Annotated in this window: 13 protein-coding genes, 1 tRNA gene and 13 pseudogenes; 13 read left to right on the top strand and 14 right to left on the bottom strand. The window is 70.6% G+C overall.

The window, feature by feature from the left end:
• Positions 1-103 precede the first annotated feature (103 nt).
• From LP418_RS22270 to LP418_RS22255, 3 genes and pseudogenes are all read right to left on the bottom strand, one after another.
• A pseudogene (locus LP418_RS22270) lies at positions 104-358 on the bottom strand (Nif3-like dinuclear metal center hexameric protein); the annotation flags it as partial.
• 10 nt (positions 359-368) lie between these two features.
• Positions 369-1,068, bottom strand: a pseudogene (locus LP418_RS31345) (CHAD domain-containing protein).
• Between the two features lie 55 nt (positions 1,069-1,123).
• On the bottom strand, positions 1,124-2,395 hold the full coding sequence (locus tag LP418_RS22255) for an AMP-binding protein (protein WP_257953720.1): 1,272 nt from the start codon (positions 2,393-2,395) through the stop codon (positions 1,124-1,126).
• A gap of 49 nt (positions 2,396-2,444) precedes the next feature.
• Here LP418_RS22255 and LP418_RS22250 point away from each other — a divergent pair, with 49 nt between their 5' ends.
• The 5 genes and pseudogenes from LP418_RS22250 to LP418_RS31330 all read left to right on the top strand — a co-directional run bounded on the left by LP418_RS22250 (position 2,445) and on the right by LP418_RS31330 (position 5,300).
• On the top strand, positions 2,445-3,209 hold the full coding sequence (locus LP418_RS22250; RefSeq protein WP_257953719.1) for a hypothetical protein: 765 nt from the start codon (positions 2,445-2,447) through the stop codon (positions 3,207-3,209).
• A pseudogene (locus tag LP418_RS31340) lies at positions 3,148-4,020 on the top strand (HAMP domain-containing protein); the annotation flags it as partial. The gene LP418_RS22250 and the pseudogene LP418_RS31340, both read left to right, overlap by 62 nt.
• A gap of 82 nt (positions 4,021-4,102) precedes the next feature.
• A complete protein-coding gene (locus tag LP418_RS22240; RefSeq protein WP_257957142.1) occupies positions 4,103-4,642 on the top strand; it encodes a sensor histidine kinase in 540 nt (179 codons plus the stop codon).
• Positions 4,627-4,908 (top strand): annotated as a pseudogene (locus LP418_RS31335) (response regulator); the annotation flags it as partial. The gene LP418_RS22240 and the pseudogene LP418_RS31335, both read left to right, overlap by 16 nt.
• 233 nt (positions 4,909-5,141) lie before the next feature.
• Positions 5,142-5,300, top strand: coding sequence for a winged helix-turn-helix domain-containing protein (locus LP418_RS31330; RefSeq protein WP_336276118.1), 159 nt, complete (start codon positions 5,142-5,144; stop codon positions 5,298-5,300).
• Here the strand turns inward: LP418_RS31330 and LP418_RS22230 are convergent, their stop codons facing one another.
• The 8 genes and pseudogenes from LP418_RS22230 to LP418_RS22200 all read right to left on the bottom strand — a co-directional run bounded on the left by LP418_RS22230 (position 5,301) and on the right by LP418_RS22200 (position 9,479).
• On the bottom strand, positions 5,301-6,182 hold the full coding sequence (locus LP418_RS22230) for a serine/threonine-protein kinase (protein ID WP_257953718.1): 882 nt from the start codon (positions 6,180-6,182) through the stop codon (positions 5,301-5,303).
• A 2-nt stretch (positions 6,183-6,184) separates the two neighbouring features.
• Complete coding sequence (locus tag LP418_RS22225) at positions 6,185-6,571, bottom strand: hypothetical protein (RefSeq protein WP_257953717.1); 387 nt, start codon at positions 6,569-6,571, stop codon at positions 6,185-6,187.
• A 126-nt stretch (positions 6,572-6,697) separates the two neighbouring features.
• A tRNA-Val gene (locus LP418_RS22220) sits at positions 6,698-6,770 on the bottom strand.
• Positions 6,771-6,866: 96 nt separating this feature from the next.
• Positions 6,867-7,272 (bottom strand): annotated as a pseudogene (locus tag LP418_RS22215) (redoxin domain-containing protein).
• Positions 7,273-7,371: 99 nt separating this feature from the next.
• Positions 7,372-7,755 carry an AMP-binding enzyme gene (locus tag LP418_RS31325; protein ID WP_336276117.1) on the bottom strand — a complete coding sequence of 128 codons (384 nt, stop codon included), beginning with the start codon at positions 7,753-7,755 and terminating at the stop codon, positions 7,372-7,374.
• A gap of 81 nt (positions 7,756-7,836) precedes the next feature.
• Positions 7,837-8,196: pseudogene (locus LP418_RS31320) on the bottom strand (AMP-binding protein); the annotation flags it as partial.
• A gap of 88 nt (positions 8,197-8,284) precedes the next feature.
• A pseudogene (locus LP418_RS22205) lies at positions 8,285-8,989 on the bottom strand (AMP-binding protein); the annotation flags it as partial.
• Between the two features lie 116 nt (positions 8,990-9,105).
• Positions 9,106-9,479: pseudogene (locus LP418_RS22200) on the bottom strand (DUF3052 domain-containing protein).
• A gap of 257 nt (positions 9,480-9,736) precedes the next feature.
• On the opposite strand from LP418_RS22200, the pseudogene aceE reads away from it, so the two are divergent.
• Positions 9,737-12,515, top strand: a pseudogene (aceE, locus tag LP418_RS22195) (pyruvate dehydrogenase (acetyl-transferring), homodimeric type).
• A gap of 21 nt (positions 12,516-12,536) precedes the next feature.
• Here the strand turns inward: aceE and LP418_RS22190 are convergent.
• From LP418_RS22190 to LP418_RS22180, 3 genes are read right to left on the bottom strand one after another with little or no spacing between them, the layout of a single operon-like run.
• Positions 12,537-12,719 carry a hypothetical protein gene (locus LP418_RS22190; RefSeq protein ID WP_257957280.1) on the bottom strand — a complete coding sequence of 61 codons (183 nt, stop codon included), beginning with the start codon at positions 12,717-12,719 and terminating at the stop codon, positions 12,537-12,539.
• Between the two features lie 38 nt (positions 12,720-12,757).
• Entirely contained in the window at positions 12,758-13,096 is a 339-nt protein-coding gene (locus LP418_RS22185) for an alpha/beta fold hydrolase (RefSeq protein WP_257953715.1), read from the bottom strand.
• Positions 13,075-13,674: an alpha/beta hydrolase gene (locus tag LP418_RS22180; protein WP_257953714.1), complete on the bottom strand. Its 600-nt coding sequence runs from the start codon at positions 13,672-13,674 to the stop codon at positions 13,075-13,077. Before LP418_RS22180 ends, LP418_RS22185 begins: the two co-directional genes overlap by 22 nt.
• Positions 13,675-13,896: 222 nt before the next feature.
• Here LP418_RS22180 and LP418_RS22175 point away from each other — a divergent pair, with 222 nt between their 5' ends.
• From LP418_RS22175 to LP418_RS22145, 7 genes and pseudogenes are all read left to right on the top strand, one after another.
• Positions 13,897-15,105, top strand: a complete 1,209-nt coding sequence (locus LP418_RS22175) for a PucR family transcriptional regulator (RefSeq protein ID WP_257953713.1) — start codon at positions 13,897-13,899, stop codon at positions 15,103-15,105.
• Between the two features lie 79 nt (positions 15,106-15,184).
• A pseudogene (locus LP418_RS22170) lies at positions 15,185-16,113 on the top strand (ACP S-malonyltransferase); the annotation flags it as partial.
• A gap of 257 nt (positions 16,114-16,370) precedes the next feature.
• Positions 16,371-17,385, top strand: a pseudogene (locus tag LP418_RS22165) (beta-ketoacyl-ACP synthase III).
• A 52-nt stretch (positions 17,386-17,437) separates the two neighbouring features.
• Positions 17,438-17,683 carry an acyl carrier protein gene (locus LP418_RS22160; protein WP_010832136.1) on the top strand — a complete coding sequence of 82 codons (246 nt, stop codon included), beginning with the start codon at positions 17,438-17,440 and terminating at the stop codon, positions 17,681-17,683.
• Positions 17,684-17,774: 91 nt separating this feature from the next.
• Positions 17,775-18,257 (top strand): annotated as a pseudogene (locus LP418_RS22155) (beta-ketoacyl synthase N-terminal-like domain-containing protein); the annotation flags it as partial.
• A gap of 115 nt (positions 18,258-18,372) precedes the next feature.
• Positions 18,373-19,020, top strand: a complete 648-nt coding sequence (locus tag LP418_RS22150) for a beta-ketoacyl-[acyl-carrier-protein] synthase family protein (RefSeq protein WP_257953711.1) — start codon at positions 18,373-18,375, stop codon at positions 19,018-19,020.
• Positions 19,017-20,449: pseudogene (locus LP418_RS22145) on the top strand (acyl-CoA carboxylase subunit beta). The gene LP418_RS22150 and the pseudogene LP418_RS22145 overlap by 4 nt, the downstream one beginning before the upstream one ends.
• Positions 20,450-20,517 lie beyond the last annotated feature (68 nt).

The raw sequence follows: 20,517 nt of genomic DNA, 5'->3' as shown, positions 1-20,517 counted from the left end.
GCCGAGCGCCAGCGCCAGCGCTTCGGAGACCCCCTCGACAGCCCGGGTCGGCGTTGGTGTGCGCGGTCAGCAACGCGCAGCCACCCTGCGTCAGCGTGTGCAGCGTCCGGCCCTTCGGCGTGGTCGCCGCGACCCCGTGCACCGGCGTGAGGAAGAGCGGGTGGTGAACGACCAGCAGGTCGGCGCCCCACTCGACGGCTTCCCGCGCGACCTCGAGCGTCGGGTCGACCGCGAACATCACCTTCGCGACCGGCGCGGACGGGTCGCCGGCGACGAGGCCGACCGCGTCCCGGGAATCGGCCGTGGCCGGCGGGTACCAGCCATGGATCAGGTCGACGACATCGGCAAGCGTGGGCATGGCTCGAACTCTAGAGCGAACCGATCGCCAGCAGCCGCCCGTCCTCCGCCCGGGCGGCGAGCGACGTCAGGATCCGGTCGCGCTCCTCCGCCTCGTCGCCGGTCACGTCGAGCGAGAGCAGCCGCGCAGACGCGACGTGGCAGTCGTGGTGGATGCCGAGTCCCTCGGTGCGCCGCTTGAGCCGACGCGCCAGCTTCGGCTTGCCCACCACCTCCGCGGCATACCGCGCCCGCTTGGCCGCCGTCCGCGCCCGGTGCAGCGCGATCGGGTCACGCTCCGCCGCGTCCGAACCTCTTGTCGGCGCGCTCCACCGCCCGGCGGGCCAGTGGTCGCAGGTCGCCTGATCGCGGCTCCAGCAGGTCGACGTACGCCGCAAGGTCGGCCACCAACCGGTGGTGGGCGACGCCGGAGATCTCGGACCCGGTGGCGTCCAGCCGCGACGCCAAGTCGGCCCTGACGACCGCGAGCTCGCGGTCCCTCAGCGGCCCCGCCTCCACCGAGGAGAGCAGCTCACCGATCACCTCGAGGTCGCGGACTGGCCCGAGCGTCGAGGCGGAGTGCTTGAGCCGCAGCGCGAGCTCGAGCGACGTGTCGGTGGGCAGGGCGGGTCCGAAGGTGGCCGGGGACTTGCGGACTCGCGCGAGCGCCACCCGCAGGTCGTGGACGGATTCCTCGGCGTCGACTGCGACGCCCTCGCCGGCCGCACGCATCACCGCGACCCGGTCCGCGAGGTACGAACGCAACGCGGCCGGGTCGTGGGCCACGTCAGTTGACCTGTCGGCCCTGTCCGTCCCAGTAGGGCTGCCGCAGCTTGAACTTCTGCAGCTTGCCGGTCGCCGTCCGCGCGAGCTCGTCGCGGAACTCGATCGAGGTCGGTGCCTTGTAGCCCGCGGCCTTGTCCTTGCACCACGCGATCAGCTGGGCCTCGTCGACCTGCTCCCCCGGCGCCAGCACCACGAGCGCCTTGATCGTCTCGCCCCACTTCTCGCTGGGCACGCCGATCACGGCGACCTCGGCCACGGCCGGGTGCGAGAAGAGCACGTCCTCCACCTCGATCGAGGAGACGTTCTCGCCGCCGGTGATGATCACGTCCTTCTTGCGGTCGCTGATCGTGAGGTAGCCGTCGTCGCCGATCACGCCACCGTCGCCGGTGTGGAACCAGCCGCCCGCCGGGGCGGTCGTGGACTCCTCGGGCTGCGCCCAGTAGCCCTCGAGGACCACGTTGGACCTCGCGAGCACCTCCCCCTCCGCATCGGTCGTCAGGCGTACGCCGAGGGCCGGCGCGCCCGCCCGCACCAGCTTCGCCGCCCGGTCCTCCGCGGACAGGTCGTCCCACTCGGCGCGGGTGCGGTTGATGGTGAGCAGCGGCGACGTCTCGGTGAGGCCGTAGATCTGGATGAACTCCCAGCCCAGCTCCTCCCGGACCCGCACGATCGTCTTGGTCGGCGGCGGCGCACCGGCGCAGATGATCCGGACCGTGTCGCGACCGGGGATCTCGCCGTCCCAGTCAGCGGCCGCCGCCAGCACCGAGGCCACGACGGCCGGGGCCGCACACATCACGGTGACTCCGTGGTTCTCGACCCGGCGAAGGATCTCGGCCCCGTCGATCTTGCGCAGCACCACCTGCGGGACCCCGAGGCCGGTCATGGCGTAGGGCATGCCCCAGCCGTTGGCGTGGAACATCGGCAGCGTGTGCAGGTAGACGTCGCGGTCGGTGACTCCGGTGTGCATGCCGAAGGTGACCGCGTTGACCCAGATGTTGCGGTGCGTGATCTGCACGCCCTTGGGGCGTGCCGTGGTGCCGGAGGTGTAGTTGATGCACGCGGTCGCGGCCTCGTCCGGCTCCCACTCGCGAGGCTCGACGCCCTCGGGCGCATACAGGTCGTCGTCCTTGCCGAGCACGAACTTGTGCTCCGCCTCGACACCGGCGAGGGCCTCCTCGAGCTCGGGATCGACGTACAACACCCGAGCGCCGGAGTGCTCGACGATGTAGGACACCTCGTCCGGGCGCAGCCGGAAGTTCACCGGGACCAGCACCCGACCGGAACCGGCGACACCGAAGAACGACGTCAGCAGACGCGCTGTTGTGGGAGACCACGGCGACCCGGTCACCCACCTCGAGGCCGAGCTCGTCGAGCTTGGCCGCCTGCCGCTTGGCCAGCGCGGCCACCTCGGCATACGTGAGGTCGCCGAGCGACGGCGCGGGCTGGTCGGGCTCGTCGATCACCCCCACCCGCTCGCCGTAGACGACACGCGCCCGATCGAGGAAGTCAGTGACAGAGAAGGGCACGAACATGCGCCCACTCTGGCACGGCTCACCCACGGCCAGAACCCTCCGATGAGAGAGTTCTCATCCTCGTCTCACCTCGTGGCCACGCTGCTCGTCCATCGTGGCCTCATGAGCCCCCGGTTGAAGGCCGTTGTCGCCCTTGTCCTCGTGGTGCCGATCGCGGCGTACGTCGCCGTGTCGCTCTCCCCCTCGGGTGCGCGCGAGCCGGCCGACAGGAGCCCGCTGATCATCAACGACGCCACCTCGCCGGTGTCGCCGAAGACGCCGAAGGCGCCGGGCCGGACGGCCCCGACCGCCCCTGCCACCCCGTCCACGGCACCGGTTGCCCCGACCGATCCGGGCTCGCCCACCGCACCGAGCGGCAGCAGCGCCCCGCCCGCCACCACGCACGCACCGCCACCGACGACGACCCGGGCGCCGGACGACGACGCCGAGGAGCCCGTCGACGACACGGCACGTGTGGTGACGCCGCACCCCACCACGGTGGACGACGGGGACGATGATGGAGCCGATGACGACTCAGGGAGCGGGGACGACGCTGACGACGCCGGGGACGACTGAGCGTCCGCGGCGGTTCTCCCGAGTCTCCGTCCGAACCCGCATCACCGTCGTCATCGCCGTGCTCACCGCCCCGGCCATGTCCGGCGCCGGACTGCTGGTGCACACGCTGGAGTCGTCGCGCATCGAGCGCGCGGTCAACGAGCAGATCGATCAGGAGATCGCCGAGTTCCGCGAGCTGCGCATCGATCCACGCACCGGCGAGCGCTTCGACGACGTCGAGCGGCTGCTGCACGTCTTCCTCACCCGCAACGTGCCCGACGACGACGAGATGCTGGTGGGCTACGTCGAGGGCACCCGGCCCCTCGCCACGAAGAACCGCTACGGCCGGGAGGTCCTCGACGAACCGGCCTACCAGCGGGCGGTCGACGACACGTCGCGCGAGGGCGGCACCAGCGTCATCGAGTCCGAGCAGTTCGGCGAGGTCTGGGTGACCTTGGTCCCGGTCAGCAACGCGCAGGGCAATGGCGCCTTGGTGCTGGTCAACTTCCCGGCCGACGAGCACACCGAGCTCGACCGCACCTTGCGCACCTACACGCTCGTGGCGCTGCTGTCCCCGGGGCTGATCACCGCCATCGCTGGACTGCAGTCGGGGCGCCTGCTGGCGCCGCTGCGCACGCTCGAGGAGACGGCGCGCGACATCACCGCGACCGACCTGTCGCGCCGGATCCCGGAGCAGGGCAACGACGACATCACCGCGCTGACGCGCACCATCAACCTGATGCTCGAACGCCTCGACGCGGGTTTCACCGACCAGCGGCGGTTCCTCGACGACGCGGGCCACGAGCTCAGGACGCCACTGACCGTGATGCGCGGCCACCTCGAGCTCCTCGACCCCGGCGACCCCACCGAGGTGGGCGAGACCCTGCAACCCGGTGCTCGACGAGGTCGACCGGATGTCGCGACTCGTCGGCGACCTGATCGTGCTGGCCAAGACCCGCCGCCCGGACTTCCCGGCCACCGCCCACGTCGACCTCGGGCAGCTCACCGCCGCCCTCCCGGCCAAGGCTCGCGTCCTCGGCGATCGGGACTGGGTGCTCGACGCCGCGGCCGACGGCACCGTGGTCGTCGACGAGCAGCGCATCACCCGGGCCGTGCTGCAGCTCACCGACAACGCCGTCAAGCACACCGAGCAGGGAGACACCATCGCCATCGGCTCCGCGATCTCCGGCAGCACGGCGACCCTCTGGGTCCACGACACCGGACCGGCGGTGCCCGCCGAGATCCGCGAGCTGATCTTCGAGCGCTTCGGGCGCGGCACCGTGCGACCCGGCGACGAGGGCTTCGGGCTCGGCCTCTCCATCGTCCGTGCGATCGCCGAGGCCCACGGCGGCACCGTCTCGGTGGCGGAGAACCCCCACGACCAACCCGAGGGTGCTCGCTTCGAGCTCACCCTGCCGACCGAGGAGGTCACCACACCATGGCCCAGATCCTGATCGTCGAGGACGAGCAGCGCATCGCGTCGTTCGTCGCCAAGGGCCTGCGCGCCGAGGGCCACCGGCCGACCGTCGTCGGCGACGGTCCCACCGGCCTCGACGAGGCGCTCTCCGGACGGTTCGACCTGATGGTCCTCGACATCGGGCTGCCCGGCCCGGACGGCTTCGCGGTCCTCGACCAGCTCCGCGCCCGGGGCAGCCGGATGCCGGTGATCGTCCTGACCGCGCGCGACTCGGTCACCGACACCGTCACTGCCCCGGACAGCGGCGCCGACGACTACATGGCCAAGCCGTTCCGTTTCGCCGAGCTGATGGCGCGGGTGCGACTGCGGTTGCGCACCGCCGACGCCGGCGACCCCCGCCCGCACGAGGAGATCCTCCGGGTGGCGGGGGTGATGCTCGATCGCCGTACCCGACGCGTGTCCGTCAACGGCAACGTGCTCGACCTGTCGGCCCGCGAGTTCGCACTGGCCGAGATCTTCATGCTCAACCCCGGCCAGTGCTCACCCGCGAACAGCTGCTCGACCACGTCTGGGGCTACGACTTCGACCCCGGCTCCAACGTCGTGGACGTCTATGTCGGCTACCTCCGCAAGAAGGTCGGCAGCGACGCCGTCGAGACCGTGCGCGGGGTGGGTTACCGCTTCAGGCCCGCCTGATCACCCACGGACCTTGAAGCCCGCAAGGCTCCCCCGCGGCTGGCGCTCGAGCACCGGGACCAGCGCGTCCACGATCTCGTACGGCGCCGGGCGGGCAGCCGGATCGCGCGCGAGCATCGCCGGGATCGTCTTCTCCACCTCGCCGGGCACGCCGGCCGGCAGCGGGGCTGGGTCCGCCGTGAGCTGCGGGAAGCGTTCCGTCAGCAGCTCGGCCCGCGGTCGCGGATCGGCGAAGGCGCGTCGCCCGGCCACGGCCTCGAAGAGCGTCGCCCCCAGTCCCCACACGTCGCTGGCCGCGGACGGCGCCCGCTCGCCCGGATCGCACTGCTCGGGCGCCATGTAGGCGTCCGTGCCGATCAGGTGCCGCAGCTCCAGCGCGTCCTGGGCCGGCCGCGCGACCGACAGGTCGATGAGACGAGCCGGGGAGCCCATGATCACGTTGCTCGGCTTGATGTCGAGGTGGGTCCAACCGATGTGACGCAGGTAGTGCAGGGCGGACGCGATGTCGATGGCGAGTGGGAGGTACTGCTGCTCCTGCAGCGGTCCGTGTCGGCGTACCAGCGAGGAGAGCCGGGGACCGTCGATGTGCTCGAGAACGACGTGCGGTCGCGGCCCGTCGAGGTCGTGGCGCAGGCCGCGCACGACCACCGGGTGGTTGACGGCGGCCAGCGCCGCGACCTCCCGGCGCAGGCCGCGCCGGGAGGAGGAGCTGTCGAGCTGACCGGGCCGGAGCAGCTTGACCACGACGGGCGCATAGGTCACCTCGTCGAACGAGAGCCGGGCTTCGTACGCCGCACCGCCACCGAGCTTGCGGACGGCGGTCAGCTCCGTGGTGATCGCGTCACCCTCGTGCAGGTGCCAGCTGTCGGGTGTCGTCCGCACGGTCAGCGGCGCGTGTCGTTGCGGCTGCGGTCGTTGGTCTGGTTGGCCGACCAGTCGCGCTTCTTGTCACCCGCACCGTCGCGGGTCCAGTCCCGGGTCTTGTCACCGCGGCTGTTGTCCCGGTCGCGGCTCACACCGGTGAAGTTGCTGGCGGTGTTGTCGTTGGTCTCACGACTGCGGGAGTTGGTGTCCCCGTCGTCACCGTCGTCGTCATCGTTCGTGTCGTCGTCATCGTCGTCGGCGACCGGGACGAGCTCGACCGCGCCGTCCTCGCGCTTGAGCGCCTCGTCCGCCGGGCCGGCCTGCACGGCCGGGGCCTGCATGCCGAGAAGCCCGATCACGGTGGCGCCGGCGACGCCCAGCAGGGCGGTGGGGATGAACTTCTTCATGGGGTTCCTCTCGTCGGGAGCCTGTCGGGCTCCGGTGATCCGTTGATCTCTCTCGGGATCCACAGTGGACGTGAGGTGTGAGGCCGCCATGAGGCGTTGATGAGAGGACTCTCATCGAGAAGCGAGTGCGTCGGGACGGTTTCTGAACCGCCGACCGCTCGGGTGTAAACCGAGTGCTCTACCGCTGAGCTACCGACGCGCAGGGCAACACCCTATGAGAATGAGGCTGAACCGCTGGCGTCTCGGGTCACCAGCGGTTCAACAACCAGAAGATTAATGGGGCACCCAAGCCTTGTCAGCGGTTTGTGCAAAAACAGGGTGAAAATTCTCCCAAGTGGTTCAGACCAGTGCCCGCAGCTGCGCCAGGGTGCTCGTCCGAGTCGCGCCCCTCGGGGTTGGCGTTGTGCACCGCCCGGGCGAGCATGCCGTCGCGGTCGATGACGTAGGACGACCTGCGAGGGGTCCCCTTGGCGTCGTTGAACACGTCGAAGGCCCGCGAGATCTCACCGTGCGGCCAGAAGTCCGAGAGCAGCGGGAAGTTGAGTCCCTCCGCGTCGGCGAAGGCCCGCAGGGAGTAGACCGGGTCGCAGGAGATTGCCAGCACCTCGGTGTCGAAGGTCAGGAACTCGTCGAGGCGCGCGGATGCCCGCCATCTCGCCGGTGCACACTCCGGAGAAGGCGTAGGGGTAGAAGAGGATCACCACCGCCTTGCTGCCGCGGTAGCTGCTCAGCGTGACGTCCCTGGCCGAACTGGTCGCGCAGCGTGAAGTCGGGGGCCGGACTTCCGAGCTGGAGGCCCGTCACGCGGGGTCTTCCCACGCCGCGAGCTCTCGCTTGAGGACCTTGCCGGTGGCGTTGCGCGGCAGCTCGGGGATCACGACGATCTGCTTGGGCACCTTGAAGCGTGCGAGGTTGGCCTTGACGTGCTCCTTGAGCTCGTCCTCGGTGACCTCGGCGGACACGGAGACGAAGGCCCGCAGTCGAGCACCGAACTCGGGGTCGTCGATGCCGATCGCGGCCGCCTCGACCACGGCGTCGTGGCCCACGAGGCAGTCCTCGATCTCCTTGGGGAAGACGTTCTCGCCGCCCGAGACGATCATCTCGTCGTCGCGCCCCTCGACGTACAGACGACCGTTGGCATCGAAGCGGCCCACGTCACCGCTCGACATCAGGCCGTTGATCATGGACTTGGAGCCACCACCGGTGTAACCCTCGAAGAGCAGGCTGTTGCCGACGAAGATGCGTCCCGTGCCACCCATGGGCACCGGCTGGTCGGCGTCGTCGAAGAGCCGCACGATCGTGTTGTGCGGGGGCTTGCCGGCCGAGGAGGGCGCAGCGCGCAGGTCCTCGGGCGTGGCGATGGTCGCCCACGCCACCTCGGTGGAGCCGTAGATGTTGTAGAGGTTTTCGCCGAAGCGGTTCATCCAGCTGAGCGCCAGCTCGCCGGGCAGCGCCGAGCCCGACGAGGCGACGACCTTCAGGCTGGGCATCGAGTAGCCGGCAAGCACGGAGTCGTCGAGATTGAGGATGCGCTGGAGCATGACCGGGATGACGACCAACGACTCGCAGTGGTTCTCCTCGACGACGCGCAGGACGTCCTCCGGGTCGAAGCGGCGACGAAGCACGACCGTCGACCCCGAGCAGCATGGACAGCGCGAAGTGGGCGAAACCCCACGTGTGGAACAGCGGCGCGGCGATGTGCGTGCGCCAGCCGAACTCCAGCGGCATCCGGGAGAGCAGCGACACCGCGGCCGGGATGCCGGCCTCCCTGCGCGGGGCACCCTTCGGGGTGCCGGTGGTGCCCGACGTGAGGATCACGATCCGGGCGTGCCTCGTCGGGGGCGCGACGTCGGACTGGTCGTTGGCGCTGATGAGTGACTCGAGCGTCTCCACACCGCCGTGCTCGGCGCCGTCACTCCAGCCGATCACCCGGCGGGCGACATCGGCGTCGCCCAGCAGCTGAGTGAACTCCTCGTCGTGGACGACGACGGCCGGCTTCTCGCGCGCGATGACGTCCACGAGCTGGGGGCCGGCGAAGGCGGTGTTGAGGTAGAGGATGTCGGCACCGAGCTTGGCGACCGCGATGGTGGCGTCGACGAACCCGCGGTGATTGCGGCACATCACCGCGACCGAGTCGCCCTCCTTGACGCCGAGCCCCACCAACCCCCGGGCCGGGGCGTTGCTGCGCGCGTGCATCTCGCCGAAGGTCAGCTCACCCAGCTCGTCGATGAGCCCCACCCGGTCGGGGTGTCGTACGGCGAGGGTCGCGAACCCACCCGCGGGGCCGGTGCCCCAACGGAGCACCGTCTTGCCGAGGCCGGCCGGGGTGCGCGGCCCGTAGGGCCGGATGATGCCCGCACCCGCCAGCACCTTGACGGAGGTGGCCACGTTTGCGGCGCGTTCGGACAACTTGCTCATGCACGTACTCGCTTCGCTCCGTGCGCGCATGAGGCACCACGCTGCTGCGTTGGATGATTCGCTCGCTTCGCTCACTCATGAGCGGTTCCCGGGGTCGTCGAACTGGACTGTGTGGGTCACGCAGGGGTCTTCGGCGTGACCAGCCGCGTGGCCTGCCAGTCCTTGCTGACCGCAGCCGTCGTCGTCTGGGCGAGGCCGGCCACCGGGGCCGCCTCCGCGATGTCCGCGGCGTCCACGGAGTTGGGGCGACCGACCTTCGGGGGTGAGCAGCCAGATGGCGCCACCACCGACGAGATCCGTCAGGGAGTCGACGAGGCCGTCGACCAGATCGCCGTCGTCCTCGCGCCACCACAGGAGCACCGCATCGACGACATTGCCGTAGTCACCGTCGACCATGTCCGCATCGATGGCGTCCTCGATCGCGACCCTGAGCTCGTCGTCGGTGTCGTTGTCCCAGCCGAGTTCCCTGGATGACCATGCCGGGCGTCATGCCCAGCCGCTCTGCGGCACCTGTTGCCCGGGTAGCTCCGCCACCCACCGTCGAGCTCACGCCACGCCTCCGTTCGTCGATGTCCGCCACAATGGCGGCTTGCGTTCCTCCGCTCGGCACTGGCCGGGGCGGAGTGGGGGTAGTCCACCGGAGTTGTGCCGACGACGCAACCCTGTCCCGCTGGGTGGCCCGTTCCTTGTGCAACTCGTCAGTAGATTTTCCCCGCCTGACGGCGTGCAACGATGCTCGGGTGAGTGATGAGGCCACCCCTACCCAGACCCCCACGCCAGCCCCCGCGCCGACCGCGCGGGCCGTGATCCACGAGGGCCTGCCAACCCAGTTGCCCGACATCGATCCCGACGAGACCAACGAGTGGCTCGACTCGTTCGACGCCATGCTGGACGACCGGGGCCGCGAGCGCGCCCGCTACGTCATGCTGCGTCTCCTCGAGCGTGCGCGCGAGAAGCAGGTCGGCGTTCCTGCGCTGCGCAGCACCGACTACATCAACACGATCCCGCCCGAGCGTGAGCCGTGGTTCCCCGGCGACGAGGAGGTCGAGCGCCGCATCCGCGCCTTCATCCGCTGGAACGCCGCGGTCATGGTCTCGAGCGCCAACCGCAAGGGCCTCGAGGTCGGCGGGCACATTGCGACGTACCAGAGCTCGGCGAGCCTCTACGAGGTCGGCTTCAACCACTTCTTCCGCGGCAAGGACCACCCCGGCGGCGGCGACCAGCTCTACATCCAGGGGTCACGGCTCGCCGGGCATCTACTCCCCGCGTTCCTCGAAGGGCGTCTGACCGAGGAGCAGCTCTACCGCTTCCGCCGGGAGGTTCAGCACGGAGTCGGTGCGGGGCTGCCGTCCTACCCGCACCCGCGCCTGATGCCGGACTTCTGGGAGTTCCCGACCGTCTCGATGGGCCTGACCGGGATCAACTCGATCTACCGGGCACGCTTCAACCGCTACATGCACAACCGCAACATCAAGGACACCTCGCAGCAGCACGTCTGGGCGTTCATGGGTGACGGCGAGATGGCCGAGCCCGAGTCGCTCGGCGCGATCCGCGTCGCCGCCCGCGAGGAGCTCGACAACCTCACACGGGTCATCAACTGCAACCTGCAGCAGCTCGACGGACCGGTCACCGGCAACGGCAAGATCATCCGGGAGCTCGAGTCCAACTTCCGCGGTGCCGGCTGGAACGTCATCAAGGTGATCTGGGGTCGCGAGTGGGACGCCCTGCTCGCCAAGGACGTCGACGGCGTGCTCGTCAACCGGATGAACACGATCCCCGACGGGCAGTTCCAGACCTACTCCACCGAGGACGGCGGCTTCGTCCGCGAGGACTTCTTCGGCGTCGACCCGCGGCTGCGCGATGGTCGAGCACATGTCCGACTCGCAGATCGAGAAGCTGCCGCGCGGTGGCCACGACTACCGCAAGGTCTACGCCGCGTTCGACGCCGCCACCAAGCACGTCGGCCAGCCGACGGTGATCCTCGCCCACACCATCAAGGGCTGGACGATCGACGCGCTCGAGGGCAAGAACGCGACCCACCAGATGAAGAAGCTGACCCCCGACGACCTGAAGAAGTTCCGCGACCGTCTCTACCTCCCGATCAGCGACCGCGACCTCGAGGCGTCCTACGAGAAGACCGGCGGGGCGCCGTTCTTCCACCCGGGCGAGAAGTCCCCCGAGATCGAGTACATGATGGAGCGCCGTCGCCAGCTCGGCGGTGCGGTGCCACGCCGCGTGGTGCGCGCCAGCTCGCTCAAGCTCCCCCGGCGACGAGATCTACTCCGAGCTCAAGCAGGGTTCGGGCAAGAACAAGATCGCCACCACCATGGCGGTCGTCCGGTTGCTCCACGACTGGATGAAGAACCCCGACATCGGCGAGCGCATCGTCCCCATCGCGCCGGACGAATACCGCACGTTCGGCATGGACTCCATGTTCCCGAGCGCCAAGGTCTACAACCCGGGCGGCCAGCAGTACGACCCCGTCGACCGCAAGCTGCTGCTCTCCTACAAGGAGTCCGCGCAGGGGCAGATGCTGCACGAAGGCATCTCCGAGGCCGGCGCGATGGCGTCGGCGACGGCGGCGGGCTCGGCCTACTCCACGCACGGCGAGCACATGATCCCGTTCTACATCTTCTACTCGATGTTCGGGTTCCAGCGCACCGGTGACTCCATCTGGGCCATGGCCGACCAGCTCGCGCGCGGCTTCCTGATCGGCGCCACGGCGGGTCGCACCACGCTGACCGGCGAGGGGCTCCAGCACGCCGACGGCCACTCACCGCTCATCGCTGCGACCAACCCCGCGGTGGTCCACTACGACCCGGCGTTCGCCTACGAGGTCAGCCGCATCATGCAGTCCGGGCTCGAGCGCATGTACGGCGCCGACGCGGAGAACGTCATCTTCTACATCACGGTCTACAACGAGCCGGTCTCGATGCCGGCCGAGCCGGCCGACGTCGATGCCGAGGGCATCCTCAAGGGCATGCACCGGGTCAGCACCGCAGAGGGCGAGGGCCCGCGGGTCCAGCTGCTCGGCTCCGGTGTCGGCTACCCCCGGGTGGCCGACGCGGCCCGGATCCTCTCCGAGGAGTGGGGCGTCCGGGCCGACACACGGTCGGTCACCTCGTGGAACGAGCTGGCCCGCGACGCCATCGCCGCCGAGGAGCACAACCTCCTCAACCCCGGCGAGGCCAAGCGCACCTCCTACGTCACCGACAAGCTCACCGGCGCGCCGGGCCCGGTCGTGGCCGTCTCCGACTTCATGCGCGCGGTCCCGCTGCAGATCGCGCGCTGGGTGCCCGGCGACTACCGCGTCCTCGGCGCCGACGGCTTCGGTTTCGCCGACACCCGTCCGGCGGCTCGTCGCTTCTTCCACATCGACGCCCAGTGCGTCGTGGTCCAGGGCGCTGCAGGCGCTCGCCGACGCCGGCGAGCTCCCGGTCGAGAAGGTCGTCGAGGCCGCCGCGAAGTACCGCATCGACGATCCGACGGCCGTCCGCGACGTGGCCCAAGAGGGGGCGACGCCTAGTCCGCTGGTCGCTGCCGGCGCTCAGGCCCCCGTGCTCATCACGTGCACGGGGGCGATCGGCGCCTCGGCGGCCTCGGCCTGCAGCGGCACGATGCGCGGCCCGGCCGCGAGCAGGGCACGCCAGTCCTCGCGGTCGTACGCCGCAGCGTCGGTCGTCCGGATGAAGTCGTTGACGATCCGACGGCCGTCCGCGACGTGGCCCAAGAGGGGGCGACGCCTAGTCCGCTGGTCGCTGCCGGCGCTCAGGCCCCCGTGCTCATCACGTGCACGGGGGCGATCGGCGCCTCGGCGGCCTCGGCCTGCAGCGGCACGATGCGCGGCCCGGCCGCGAGCAGGGCACGCCAGTCCTCGCGGTCGTACGCCGCAGCGTCGGTCGTCCGGATGAAGTCGTTGACGATCCGGACGAATCGCTGCGGGTGGTCCTTGTGCGGGAAGTGCCCCGCGTTGGGGAGCACCTCCACGCGGGCCGACGGCGCGAGGGCGGCGGCGTTGCCGGCGTGGCGGACCGGGATGATCTGGTCGTTGCGGCCCCAGATCACGCACATCGGCATGGCTTCGGTCAGGTAGGCCCGATCGGCCATGGTGACGATCTGGCCCTTCCAGTCCACGACCGCGCGCACGACGTGGCGGATCGCGGTCCGCGTGTGCGGGTCCTTGAAGGAGTCGTAGATGTCAGCAGCGTCACTGAGGTCGCGCAGCGATCGCTTGCCCGTGGCGGCCAGGCGCGCATGGCCGTCACCCCGATGTGCCGCACGCCCGGCAGTGTCAGCAGCGCCATCGCCCGGTGGAAGCCCGGGGTGGTGATCGCCCGGATGGCCGGCGTCACCTCGGGGCCGAGGCCCCCACTGGCCACGAGCACGATGCGCTCGCACCGCTCGGGGAACTGGTAGGCGAACTGCATCGCCACACCGCCTCCGAAGCTGTGACCGACCACCGTGGCCGTCTCGATGCCCAGCACCGTGAGCAGGTCACGCATCCCGTTCGCGTAGCCGCCGAGGCTGTAGTCGGCGCGCGGCTTGTCCGAGGCACCGTGACCGAGCAGATCGGGGGCGATCACGGTGTACCGCCCGGCCAGCGACTCGATGATCGGCGCCCACGTGGAGTGGTCGCACCCGAGTCCGTGCAGGAGGAGCAGGGCGGGCCCCGAGCCGGTCTTCACGAAGCGCGCCGATGTCCGTGGATCTCGACGAACTCGAGCTCTGGCAGATCGCTCACAAAGCACTCCCGGGTCGGATGCCGCATCTGATGAATTGCGCGATTCAACCAGAACACGTTCCTGATCGAGCCACATCACGAGCGATTCCTGGACAGTTGTTCGGACTTTGTTACCAACCGACCCGACTCGGGTGACGGAAGTGACCGGTGGGACTAGATTCGTCGGGTGTCCACAGTCGAGCCGTCCCGACGCCGCGCCGCCGCGGCCCTGCAGCGCTCCACCGGCGCGCTCAGCACGGCGGCCATGGCGCGGATGTCCAGCGACCCGGAGTGGTTCGAGGAGCTCAGCGCCCGGGACCGGTCCCGGGTCGGGCTGGTGGTGCAGGGAGGCATCCGGGCCTTCATCGACTGGTTCGGTCTCGACACGCACGGCGACGGTCCCGAAGGCGGCGACAGTCCCCCGCTCGCAGCCGCCGTCTTCGGCGCGGCACCTCGCGAGCTGACCGGCGTCATCGACCTCCGCCAGACGGTCGACCTCGTGCGGTTGAGCATCTCGGTCGTCGAGGCCAACATCGACGCGTTCCTCGACCCGGCCGATGCCTTCGAGGTGCACCGGGCGATCCTCCGCTACGGCCGTGAGGTCGCGTTCGCCACCGCCGAGGTCTACGCCCGTGCCGCCGAGGTCCGCGGCGCCCGGGACGCTCGCCTCGAGGCGCTCGTCGTGGACGCGGTGCTGCGCCCGAGGCGGACGAGGCGGTGCTGTCCCCGAGCGAGTGCGCTCGGCTGGGGCGCACGAGGAGACGTCGCCGTCGTCCCGGGTGCGGTTCCCGCACGCCGTACGGAGACCGATGTCTTCGAGGACGTGCGACGCGTCTCGCAGGCGGCCGGCATGGACGCATTGTGCGCGACGCAGGGAGAGCGTCTCGTCGTGGTGCTCGGCGGCGTGAGTGATCCGCACAAGGCCGCGGTGCGGATCGTCGACCACTTCGGCCCCGGCCCCGTCGTGGTCGGGCCGGTCACCAACGACCTCGGTCACGCACACGCGTCGGCTCGCGCAGCCATGTCGGCCTACCGTTCCGCCGCCGGCTGGCCTGAGGCACCCCGTCCCGTGCGCAGCGACGAGCTGCTGCCGGAGCGCGCGCTCGCCGGCGACGGGCACGCACGCCGTCACCCGGTCGATGAGGTCTACCTGCCCCTGCTCGGCGCTCGCGGCACCCTGATCGAGACCCCGGCGGCCTACTTCCTGCACGGCTGCGCGATCGAGGCGACTGCGCGCCACCTCTTCGTGCACCCCAACACGGTTCGCTATCGCCTCAAGCAGGCCACGGACGTGACCGGCCCGGCGCCGACGTCGGCCCGGGACGCCTTCACCCTGAAGATCGCGCTGGTGCTGGGCCGACAGTCGGGCCGACACGCACCGGACACGTCTTTGTAGGAACCCCACAAAGAATGACCTCCCACTTTCGTGCGGGTCCGAGGCGCGTGCAAGGTCCGTGACCCGTCAGGCTGGTGCTGTGCTCGTCATCGTCGCTCCCGGCCGGGGGGCCCAGTCCCCCGGCTTCCTGCAGCCTTGGCTCGAGGACGCCACCTTCGCCAGCCGATTCGACTGGCTCTCCACCGTGGCGGGCATCGACTGGCCCATTACGGCACCGAAGCCGATGCCGAGTCGATCCGGCGCACCGAGATCGCCCAGCCGCTGCTGGTCGCGACCAGCCTGATCGCCGCCCTCGAGCTGTTCCCGCACCCCACCGACGCCTTCCAGCGTGTGAGCGCCCTTGCCGGCCACAGCGTCGGTGAGATCGCTGCCGCGGCCGGAGCTCGCGTCATCACCGCTGAGCAGGCGATGGTGCTGGTGCGCGAGCGGGGCAAAGCGATGGCCGCCGCGGCCGGCACGACTGCGACGGGCATGACCGCACTGCTCGGTGGCGATCGCGAGGAGGTGCTCGCAGTCCCTGGCACAACACGGCCTCACCCCGGCCAACGACAACGGTGCCGGCCAGATCGTTGCGGCCGGCACGCTCGAGCAGCTGGCCGCCCTCGCCGACGCTCCCCCGCCAAGGCACGCCTGATGCCGCTGAGCGTGGCCGGCGCCTTCCACACGCACCACATGGAGCCCGCCGTCGGTCACCCGGCCGCGCTGGCGCGCTCCGTGTCGACCCATGACCCGCGCACCGCCCTCATCTCCAACCGGGACGGCCGGGTCGTCCACGACGGACGCGAGGTGCTCGCCCGCCCGGTCGGCCAGATCGCCGCGCCGGTCCGCTGGGACCTGTGCATGGACGCGATGCTCGACCTCGGGGTGACCGGCATCCCGGAGATGCCACCGGCCGGCACCCTCACCGGGATCGCGAAGCGTGCGATGAAGGGCGTTGAGACGTTCGCGCTCAAGACCCCCGACCAGCTTGACGACGCCCGGGCGTTCGTCGACAAGCACGGCGAGCAGTCGGTGATCGAGACCACGCCGACCCGGCGGATGGTCGTCTCACCCGGCAAGGGCACCTTCCACCGCTCGGAGGAAGCGTCCAGCATCGATTCCCTGCCTCCCGGCTGCGTGATCGGCGCCGTCGCCAGCACCCGCGACAAGACCGAGGTCGTCGCGCTGCACGGCGGCGACGTCGTCGAGTGGCTCGTCGAGGACGGCGACATCGTGTCGCCCGGCCAGCCGCTGGTCCGTCTGCACCCGCAGGGCGGCACCCACTGATGGCCGCCATCAAGTCCCTGCAGGGCGCGCCGCACGCCGCTGTCCTCGGGATCGGCGCCTACCGCCCCGTCCGCTCGGTGCCCAACTCCGAGGTCGTCGACGCCATCGAGTCGAGCGACGAGTGGATCCAGCAGCGCTCCGGCATCAAGGCCCGCCGTTGGGCCGGTCCCGACGAGTCGGTCCAGATGATGTCGGTCGCCGCTTCGAGGATCGCGATCGAGCGCGCCGGCCTCGATCCCAAGCAGATCGACTGCGTCGTCGTCGCCACCGTCAGCCACCTGCTCCAGACGCCCGCGGTCGCCACCGCGATCGCACATGAGCTCGGCACGGAGCAGGCCGCCGCCTTCGACATCTCCGCGGCGTGCTCCGGCTTCTGCCACGGCATCGCGCTGGCCTCCGACTTCGTCCGCGCCGGGAGTGCCCGCTATGTCCCGGTCATCGGCGTCGAGCGCCTCACCGACATCCTCGACCTCAACGATCGCGGCACGGCGTTCATCTTCGCCGACGGCGCGGGCGCGGCGGTCGTCGGACCGAGCGACACCCCGGGCATCGGTCCCGTCGTGTGGGGGCTCGGACGGCGAGCAGTTCGACCTGATCCGGCAGCGCGAGGACTGGCGCGACGTGGTGGGCACCGACGAGGAGCCCGGCAGCGGCACGATGCCGCACCTGACCATGCAGGGCAGCGCTGTCTTCCGCTGGGCGTCCTTCGCCATGGCCAAGATCGGCCAGCAGGCCCTCGACAAGGCCGGCATCACCCTCGACGAGCTCGACGTCTTCGTCCCGCACCGGGCCAACATGCGGATCATCGACGCGATGGCGCGCTCGATGAAGCTGCCGGACCGGGTCCGGATCGCGCGCGACATCGCCGACCGGGGCAACACGTCCGCCGCGTCCGTCCCGCTCGCGCTCGACCGGATGATCGCCGAGGGCGACGCCAGATCGGGCGACACGGCCCTGCTCATCGCCTTCGGCGCCGGGCTGTCGTACGCCGCACAGGTCATCACCGTCCCGTAGTTCCCAGCTTCACACCAACCAACAGCAGCACCCATCAATGGAAGGAAGGCCCATGGCCACCACCGAAGAGATCCGCGCCGACCTCGCCGAGATCGTCAACGAGGTCGCCGGCATCGACGCCGACGACGTACAGCTCGACAAGTCCTTCGTGGACGACCTCGACGTCGACTCGCTCTCCATGGTCGAGGTCGTCGTGGCCGCCGAGGAGAAGTTCGGCGTGACCATCCCCGACGACGAGGTCAAGAACCTCAAGACCGTCGGCGACGCCGTCGCCTTCATCGAGCGCTCGCAGGACTGATCCACCGGCGGCCGGGCCCACACCCGGACCCGGCTGCCTGTCCCTGCCCGCCACTCCGCAGAGCCATCCACACCAGAACGGACACCGTCACATGACCTCGACCCGCGTAGTCGTCACCGGACTCGGAGCCACCTCCCCGGTCGGTGGTGACGTCACCTCCACACGGGACGCCCTGCTCGCAGGTCGCTCCGGCATCCGGCACCTCGACGACGACTGGGTCCAGAGCAGCTGCCGGTCAAGATCGGTGGCCGCATCGCCGTGGAGCCGTCCGAGGTCCTCGGAGCGCGTCAAGGCGCGCCGCCTCGACCGAGCCAGCCAGTTCGCCATGGTCGCCGCCGACTGGGCCCGGGCCGACGCCGGCCCGGAGGGCTCCGGGCTCGAGCCCGAGCGCCTCGCCGTGTCCCCGGCCTCCGGCATCGGTGGCGTGACCACGCTGCTGGCCAACTACGACACGCTGCTCGGAGAAGGGCGCTCGCCGCGTCTCCCCCTCGCCGTCCCGATGCTCATGCCCAACGCCCCCGCGGCCAACGTGAGCCTGAAGTACGGCGCACGCGGCGCCGTACACGCCCCGACCTCGGCCTGCGCGTCCGGCAACGAGGCGATCGCGATGGCCATCGACCTGATCCGCCCGGGGCCGCGCCGACGTCGTGCTGGCCGGCGGCACCGAGGCCGCGATCCACCCGCTGCCCATGGCGGCCTTCGCCAACATGATGGCGCTCTCCAAGAACGAGGGCGACCCGACGACCGTCTCCCGCCCCCGGGACACGGCCCGCGACGGCTTCGTCCTCGGCGAGGGTGGCGCGGTGCTGGTCCTCGAGTCCGAGGAGCACGCCCGCGCCCGCGGCGCCCACATCTACGCCTACGCCCTCGGCGCCGGCATCAGCAACGACGCCCACGACATCGCACAGCCCGACCCGGAGGGCCGCGGCGGCACCCGCGCCATCCGGATGGCCCTGCGCGAGGGTGACGTCGACCCGGCCACGGTCGTGCACGTCAACGCCCACGCCACCTCCACGCCCAAGGGCGACATCGCCGAGGGCCTGATGCTGCACACCGTCCCGGGCAAGCACGTCGAGCAGTGCGTCGTCACGAGCACCAAGTCGATGACCGGTCACCTGCTCGGTGGCGCCGGAGCGCTCGAGGCCGTTGCCACGGTGCTCGCGCTGAAGAACCGCACCAGCCCACCGACGATCAACCCGGACGACAAGGATCCGGCGGTCGACCTCGACATCCCGACGTCGGCGCGCACCCTGCCCGACGGCGACATCACGGCCCTCAACAACTCCTTCGGCTTCGGTGGCGCCAACGTGGCCGTCGTCTTCGGCAGCGCATCATGACCTCGACGGCCACCAAGCCCGCCAAGCTGCCGCGCGAGCAGGACCCGCGCAACCCCGTCCACCGCCTCACGGCGCTCTTCGACGAGGGCAGCCTCGAGCTGCTCACCGCCGACGACGACTCGGGCATGCTGGCCGCCATCGGTCGCGTCCACGGCACGACGGCGGTGGCCTTCTGCAGTGACGCCACCGTCATGGGCGGCGCGATGGGCGATGTCGGCTGCCGCGTCGTGGTCGACGCCTACCACCGCGCCATCACCGACGGCGTCCCGATCATCGGCCTGTGGCACTCGGGCGGCGCCCGGCTCGCCGAGGGCGTGCTGTCACTGCACGCTGTCGGTCGCATCTTCCGGGTGATGACCCGGGCTTCCGGCAAGATCCCGCAGATCTCCGTCGTGCTCGGCCCGGCCGCCGGTGGCGCCGCCTACGGCCCCGCCCTCACCGACGTGGTGATCCTCGGCCCCGAGGGCCGCATCTTCGTCACCGGCCCCGACGTCGTCCGCTCCGTGACGGGCGAGGACGTCGACATGCTGCGTCTCGGCGGACCCGAGCCCCACGGTCGCAGGTCGGGTGTCGTCCACATCCTCACCGAGTCCGAGCGCGAGGCGCTCGACCGGGCCCGCACGGTCGCGTCCCTCCCGGGCGCCCCGGGGCAGTCTCGACCCGGGACTCCGTGGAGGACCGCGACCTCGAGGCGATCCTGCCCGAGTCCAAGAAGCGCGCCTACGACGTGCACCCCCTCGTCGAGGCCGTGCTCGACGACGGCACCATGCAGGAGCTGCACGCCCGCTGGGCACCCAACATCGTCACCGCGCTCGGTCGCTTCGGGGGTCGGACCGTCGGCGTCGTGGCCAACAACCCGCTGCGACTCGGCGGCTGCCTCGATTCGCTGTCCGCCGAGAAGGCGTCGCGCTTCGTGCGCATGTGCGACGCGTTCGGCGTGCCGCTGATCGTGCTCGTCGACGTCCCCGGCTACCTCCCGGGCGTCGGGCAGGAGTGGGACGGTGTCGTACGCCGCGGCGCGAAGCTGCTCCACGCGTTCGGCGAGTGCGTCGTGCCGCGCGTGACGCTGGTGACCCGCAAGACCTACGGCGGCGCCTACATCGCCATGAACGCCCGCTCGCTCGGCGCCACCCGGGTGCTGGCCCGGCCGGGCGCCGAGGTGGCCGTGATGGGGGCGGTCGCCGCCATCCGGATCCTGCACCGGCGCAAGCTGGCCGAGGTCTCGCCCGAGATCCGTCCGCGCGTCGAGGCTGAGCTCGCCGCCGAGCACGAGCGGATCGCTGGCGGCGTGGACAAGGCGGTGGAGATCGGCGTCGTCGACGAGGTGGTCGAGCCGTCGCGCACCCGCAGCGCCATCGCGGCCGCCTTCCGCCACGAGATCGACACCTCTGGCGTGCACCGCGGGCAGCACGGCAACATCCCGCTCTGATCCATAACGCCGATGCCTTCCACACGTTGTTGACTGTGTCCGTGGTCACTCGCCGAAGGATCGACTGA

This window comes from Nocardioides sp. B-3 (genome assembly GCF_024703895.1).
Classification (GTDB): domain Bacteria; phylum Actinomycetota; class Actinomycetes; order Propionibacteriales; family Nocardioidaceae; genus Nocardioides.
The sequence above is the reverse complement of the archived record's forward strand: the minus strand, read 5'-3'. Positions and strand labels throughout refer to the sequence as shown.